The 5,709-nt window shown below is 70.5% G+C and carries 6 protein-coding genes; all 6 read left to right on the top strand.

What is annotated here, in order from left to right:
- Positions 1-864, top strand: an 864-nt coding sequence (locus tag AC1DZ6_RS17410) for a dihydroorotase (RefSeq protein WP_477098402.1), incomplete at its 5' end; no start/stop codon positions are given.
- Positions 865-991: 127 nt separating this feature from the next.
- Positions 992-2,002 (top strand): hypothetical protein, encoded by a 1,011-nt coding sequence (locus AC1DZ6_RS17415; protein ID WP_477098403.1) that lies wholly within the window; start codon positions 992-994, stop codon positions 2,000-2,002.
- A gap of 64 nt (positions 2,003-2,066) precedes the next feature.
- Positions 2,067-3,125, top strand: coding sequence for a sensor histidine kinase (locus AC1DZ6_RS17420; protein ID WP_477098404.1), 1,059 nt, complete (start codon positions 2,067-2,069; stop codon positions 3,123-3,125).
- Positions 3,122-3,862 carry a LytR/AlgR family response regulator transcription factor gene (locus AC1DZ6_RS17425; protein ID WP_477098405.1) on the top strand — a complete coding sequence of 247 codons (741 nt, stop codon included), beginning with the start codon at positions 3,122-3,124 and terminating at the stop codon, positions 3,860-3,862. The genes AC1DZ6_RS17420 and AC1DZ6_RS17425 overlap by 4 nt, the downstream gene beginning before the upstream one ends.
- A gap of 139 nt (positions 3,863-4,001) precedes the next feature.
- Positions 4,002-4,649: a glycerol-3-phosphate 1-O-acyltransferase PlsY gene (plsY, locus tag AC1DZ6_RS17430; RefSeq protein ID WP_477098406.1), complete on the top strand. Its 648-nt coding sequence runs from the start codon at positions 4,002-4,004 to the stop codon at positions 4,647-4,649.
- Positions 4,649-5,709, top strand: a 1,061-nt coding sequence (dprA, locus tag AC1DZ6_RS17435) for a DNA-processing protein DprA (RefSeq protein ID WP_477098407.1), incomplete at its 3' end; no start/stop codon positions are given. The genes plsY and dprA, both read left to right, overlap by 1 nt.

The raw sequence follows: 5,709 nt of genomic DNA on the forward strand, positions 1-5,709 counted from the left end.
GGCCTGATGCGCGAGGCCGGCTGCGTCTATGTCACCGACGCCGACCGCCCGATCGTCGACAGCAAGGTGATGCAGCGCATCCTGACCTATGCGCGCGGCTTCGACACCCTGTTGGCCCACCGGCCGCTGGACCCCTGGCTGGCCAAGGGCGGGGCGGCGATCGGCGGCGAGTTCGCCGGCCGCATGGGCTTGCCCTCGATCTCGCCGATGGCCGAGCGGATCATGCTGGAGCGCGACGTCGCGCTGCTGGAGGCGACCGGCGGCCGCCTGCTGGTCGACCAGATCACCAGCGCCCAGGCCCTGGAGACCCTGGCCCGCGCCAAGGCCAAGGGCCTGCGGATCCACGCCAGCGTGTCGATCAACCACCTGTCGTTCAACGAGCTGGACATCGGCGACTATCGCAGCTTCGCCAAGGTCACCCCGCCCCTGCGCGGCGAGGACGACCGCCAGGCGCTGATCGAGGCCCTGGCCTCGGGTCTGATCGACATCGTGGTCAGCGCCCACGCCCCGGCCCCGGCCGAGGACAAGCGCCTTCCCTATGACGAGGCCGCCCCCGGCGCCGTGGGCCTGGAAACCCTGCTGCCGGCCCTGCTCTCGCTGTATCATGAGGAACGCCTCCCGCTGGTCGACCTGATCCGCGCCGTCACCCTCGCCCCTGCCGGCCTGATCGGCCTGCAGTCGGGCCGCATCGCCCCCRGCGCCCCCGCCGACCTGGTGCTGTGCGACCTGGACGCCCCGCTGATCATCGACGCCGGCAAGCTGCTGTCGAAGTCCAAGAACTCGCCGTTCGACGGGCGGCGGCTGCAGGGCCAGGTGCTGATGACGCTGGTGGACGGACGCGTGGTGCACCGGGCGGAAGGGTAGAGCCCCTCGGTCGCTCGGTCCCGCTCGCGGGCGATACGGTCCCGCTCACCCCGGCGCGCTTGTCCGCCGCCGGGATCCGTACACTCTCGATGCAAGGCGATAGCCGCGACATCGAGGAGACCGCGCGATGACGGACATTTCACTCCTAGGGCCTGTTCGCTTCGACGGACAGGGTCTGGCCGCGCTGATCGCGATCGCGCTGTGGTCGGTAGGAACACCCGGCCTGGCCCAACCCGCCGCGGCGCCTCTGACGTGCAAAGCTCCAGCACCCCAACCAGTCAAGGCGGAGCTTGCGGCGGAGATCCAGCGGCGCAACGACGACCTGTCCGCCACCTGGCTCAGCGGCGACATCGACCGACGCATGACCGACTACGCCGCTGACAGCGTCAGCGGCCCGGACTATCAGCCCCGGCTATACGGCCCTCGCTCGATCGCGCGCTACTATCAGGTCTTGGCCTCTCGCCAGCGGGTCAACGCCTACGCCCGACACACGACTGAAATCCTTCAGCTTGATGACCGGAGCCTGCTGGAAACGGGACGTTTCGAAATCACCTACGCGCCCGCTGCCGGAGGGGCTTTGCAAAGCCATCAGGGCAGGTACGCGAACCTGTGGCGCCGCCAGCCGGACGGCGCCTTGAAACTGAAGGCCGAGATCTGGGGCTATTTCCAACGGATCGACGACCCGGCTTCGTACAGCCTGGGCGAGGCCGAGACACCGGGGCGGGCCGCCCCGCCAGGAGATCCGGTGGTCGAGGCCGAGCTGGCGAGGCTGAACGCCCTCGACGCCGAGGCGGTCAAGGCTCACGACGCGCCCGCCAAATTCGCCCGCTACGCGCAGGACGGCGTCTACATGCCGTTCGCCGACACGCCGAAAGTCGGCATCGACGAGATCCGCGCGCATCTGACCGCCTACACCGACCAGGGCCGGGGCGTGATGTTCGACTCCGTCAGGGTCTGGAACGAGGGCTTCGAGGTGCTGCACGGCTATGTGGTCGAATATCCCAAGTTCGAGGTCCGCTGGCGCAACGGCGCGGACTCCGGCGTCGTCTCCGGCGGGGGCCTTCGGCTGTGGCGGCGAGACGCCGACTGCTCGCTGAAGCTGCTGCGGCAGATCGCGACCCACGACCATCGCGCCTGACGCGCCGATGTGGCGGGCGTCCCGGCCCTCGGCTAGGCTGGACGACGATCAGGAGCATCGCCGGATGAACCTCGCGGGCCGGAGCCAAAAGTACGCGCTTTGGGGCGTGATCCTCCTGGGCGTCTGGTCGACCGTCGCGCTGTTCAATTCCCTGCAATGGTACATGGGCGGCCTGGTGTCCGGCCAGGCCGCCAACTGGCTGGAACTGCTCGGCTATTCCGTCGCCGCCAACAGCGTCTGGGTGTTTCTCACGCCCCTGGTCGTCGCCTTCGCCAACCGAGCGCCCTTCGAGCCGCGGCGCGGCGTGCGGTTCTTCACGGTGCACCTGACGGCGGGTCTCGGGTTCGCCGTTCTCCATACGGGGATCTACGTCGCCCTCATGTGGAGCCTGGGGGTCGACGCGCCCGGCCGGATGCTGATGCAGAAGCTGTCGGGCGCCATCCAGATCAATTTCCTGATCTACGCGATCATCGTGGCGCTGGTGGTCGGGGCGCGCGCCTATCGCACGCTGCGGGACCGGGAGATGGCGGGACTACGGATGGAGGCGCGGCTGGCCGAGGTCGAGAGCGCGGCGTTGCGGGCGCAACTGCAGCCTCATTTCCTGTTCAACACGCTCAACGCCATCTCGGCGCTGGTCGCCGAAGAGCCGGCCCGGGCTCGAGGCCTGATCGCCAAGCTCGGAGACCTGCTGCGCCTCTCAATCGAAGAACATCGCGCGCCGGAAAGCGCGTTCGGCGACGAACTCGATTTCACCGACGCCTATCTCGCCATCGAGCAGGCCCGGCTGGGTCAGAAGCTGCGGATCGTGCGGGACGTCGCGCCCGACGCCCTCACCTGTCGCGTCCCGACGCTGCTGCTTCAGCCGCTGGTGGAGAACGCCATCCGACATGGGATCGCGCCCCTGGTGGGCGGCGGCACGGTGACCATCGCCGCGCGGGTGGTCGACGAGCGCTTGCACGTGACCGTGGCCGACGACGGCAAGGGCGCCGACGTCATCGTCGAGCGCGTGGGCCTGGGCAATGCGCGCCGACGACTGCGACAGCTCTACGGCGATCGGCAATCCCTGGAGATCAACACCGCTCCGGGGGCGGGTTTCAGGGTCCAGCTGGCGACGCCGCGATGATCAGGACCCTCATCGTCGACGACGAACCCCTGGCGCGCCGACACGTCGAGACGCTGCTGCGGGCGCACCCGGATTTCCAGGTCGTCGGCGAGGCGGCGCATGGCGCGTCGGCCGTGGCCCAGATCGAGAGCGCCCGTCCGGATGTCGTCTTCCTCGACGTGCAGATGCCTGAGATGACGGGTTTCGACGTCGTCGAGGCGATCGGCGTGGAGGCGATGCCCCTCACCGTCTTCGTCACCGCCCACGACGCCTTCGCCGTTCGGGCCTTCGAGGTTCAGGCCATCGACTATCTGCTGAAGCCCTTCGGCGACGACCGGTTCGCGCAGGTTCTCGAGCGGGTGCGCAGCCAGGTCGCCGCGGAGCCCGGGCGGGCGGGCGCCTTGACCTCCTTGCTCGCCGCCGTTCCCAGGACGCCCAGGCTGGTGGCGCGGGGGCGCGGCCTGGCGCGCGTCATTTCGCTGGAGGACATCCACTGGATCGGCGCGGCGGGCAACTACGCGGAAGTCCATACGGCCGGCCGGGCATTCCTGATCGACGAATCGATCGCCTCGCTGGCGGCGCGCCTGCCGGCCGGGGACTTCGCGCGCATCCATCGCGCGGTGATCGTGCGCCTGGCCGCTATCGCCGAGGTGAGAAGCGGCTCGCACGGCGATGGGGCGGTGCGGCTGACCAGCGGAGTCGAACTGCGGATTAGCCGCCGTCATCGCGAGGCCGTGCAAGCCTATCTGGCCGGCTGATCCGAAGCAGACGCGGCGCGCCCGGAAAACGGTGGAGCCCGCGCCGCAGGCTCCGCTATAAAAGCCGAAACCGGCGTTTTCGCCCTTGCCATGCGCCCGCTCCGCCGGGCAGCTTCACCACACCCATAGGTCGTACCCCGTGCAAGATCTCGCCCAAGCCGTCTACCTGACCCTCGGCCTCACGATCCTCGGCGGTTATCTGCTGGGCTCGATCCCGTTCGGCCTGATCGCCACGCGGCTGGGCGGGGCCGGCGACATCCGGCAGATCGGATCGGGCAATATCGGCGCGACCAACGTGCTGCGCTCGGGCCGCAAGGACCTGGCGGCCATCACCCTGATCGGCGACGCCGGCAAGGGCGTGGTCGCCGTGCTGCTGGCTCGCTGGCTGAGCCACGACAACGCCTTCATCGTCGCCTTGGCCGGCGGCGCGGCCTTCACCGGCCACCTGTTTCCGGTCTGGCTGAAGTTCAAGGGCGGCAAGGGCGTGGCCACCTTCTACGGCGTGCTGCTGGCCGCGTGCTGGCCCGTGGGCGTGCTGGCCGCGATCACCTGGCTGGCCGTCGCCGCCCTCTTCCGCATCAGCTCGCTGGCCGCCCTGGTCGCCGCCGCCCTGGCCGCGCCCTTCGCCCTGGCCACCGACCAGCCCTATCCGTACCTGGGCCTTTGCCTGTTCATGGCCGTGCTGATCTTCATCCGCCACAAGGACAATATCGGCCGGCTGCTGAAGGGCGAAGAGCCCCGCATCGGCAAGAAGAAGACGGCTGAAGCGCCGCCGCCCGCCGGCTGATGACGCGGGGCCTTTCGGACAGCGAGCGCCTGGCCTGGCTTCGGCTGGCGCGCACCGAGACGGTCGGCCCCGTCGCCTTCGAGCATCTTCTGCAGAGGTTCGGCTCCGCCGAACGGGCGTTGCAAGCCCTGCCCGACCTGGCTCGCCGCGCCGGTCGCGCCTCGCCCCTGCGTCCGCCGGACGAGGACGAAATCCTGCGCGAGCTGGACAGCGGCGACCGCCTCGGCGCGCGGCTGATCTGCGCCTGCGAGCCGGACTTCCCGCCCCGCCTCGCCGCCCTGGACCCACCGCCGCCGGTGCTGTGGGCCCTGGGCCACGCCGAACTGCTGTCCCAGCCCAGCCTGGCCATCGTCGGGGCTCGCATCGCCTCGGCCGGCGGCCAGCGCTTCGCCCGGCAGTTGGCGACGGAGCTGGGCCGGCACGGCTATGTCGTGGTCTCGGGCCTGGCGCGCGGAGTCGACGGCGCGGCCCACGAAGGCGCCCTGGCGACCGGCACGGTGGCGGTGCTGGGCGGCGGGGTCAGCGACATCTATCCCCCCGAGCACGCGGCCCTGCACGCCCGCATCGCCGGCGACGGCGGCTGCGTGGTCAGCGAGAGCGCGCCCGACCGTCGGGCCATCGCCAAGGACTTCCCGCGCCGCAACCGCATCATCTCGGGCCTGTCGCTGGGCGTGATCGTGGTCGAGGCCGAGCTGAAGTCCGGCTCGCTGATCACCGCCCGCCTGGCCGCCGAGCAGGGCCGCGACGTGTTCGCCGTCCCCGGCTCGCCGCTCGACCCGCGCGCCAAGGGGCCCAACGACCTGATCCGCCAGGGCGCGATCCTGTGCGAGGGCGTCGAGGACGTGCTGCGCTCGCTGTCCGGCCAGGCCTCCTTGCGCGAACGCGAACGCCCCTACGCCGCCGAGGACGACAGCGTAGAGATCGACCACGACGCCCTGCGCGAGGAGGTCGCCCGGCTGCTCTCCCCCACCCCCGTTTCCCGCGACGAACTGATCCGCGCCACCCGCGCCCCGACCTCGGCGGTGATGGCGGCGCTGGTGGAGCTGGCCCTGGCCGAGCG

Source organism: Caulobacter sp. P1_B12_2, from assembly GCF_056406675.1.

What these genes read in the sequence shown, in the direction of transcription:
- AC1DZ6_RS17415 (WP_477098403.1), top strand. Translation starts at nt 992, where the DNA reads ATGACGGACATTTCACTCCTAGGGCCTGTTCGCTTCGACGGACAGGGT.
- AC1DZ6_RS17420 (WP_477098404.1), top strand. Translation starts at nt 2,067, where the DNA reads ATGAACCTCGCGGGCCGGAGCCAAAAGTACGCGCTTTGGGGCGTGATC.
- AC1DZ6_RS17425 (WP_477098405.1), top strand. Translation starts at nt 3,122, where the DNA reads ATGATCAGGACCCTCATCGTCGACGACGAACCCCTGGCGCGCCGACAC.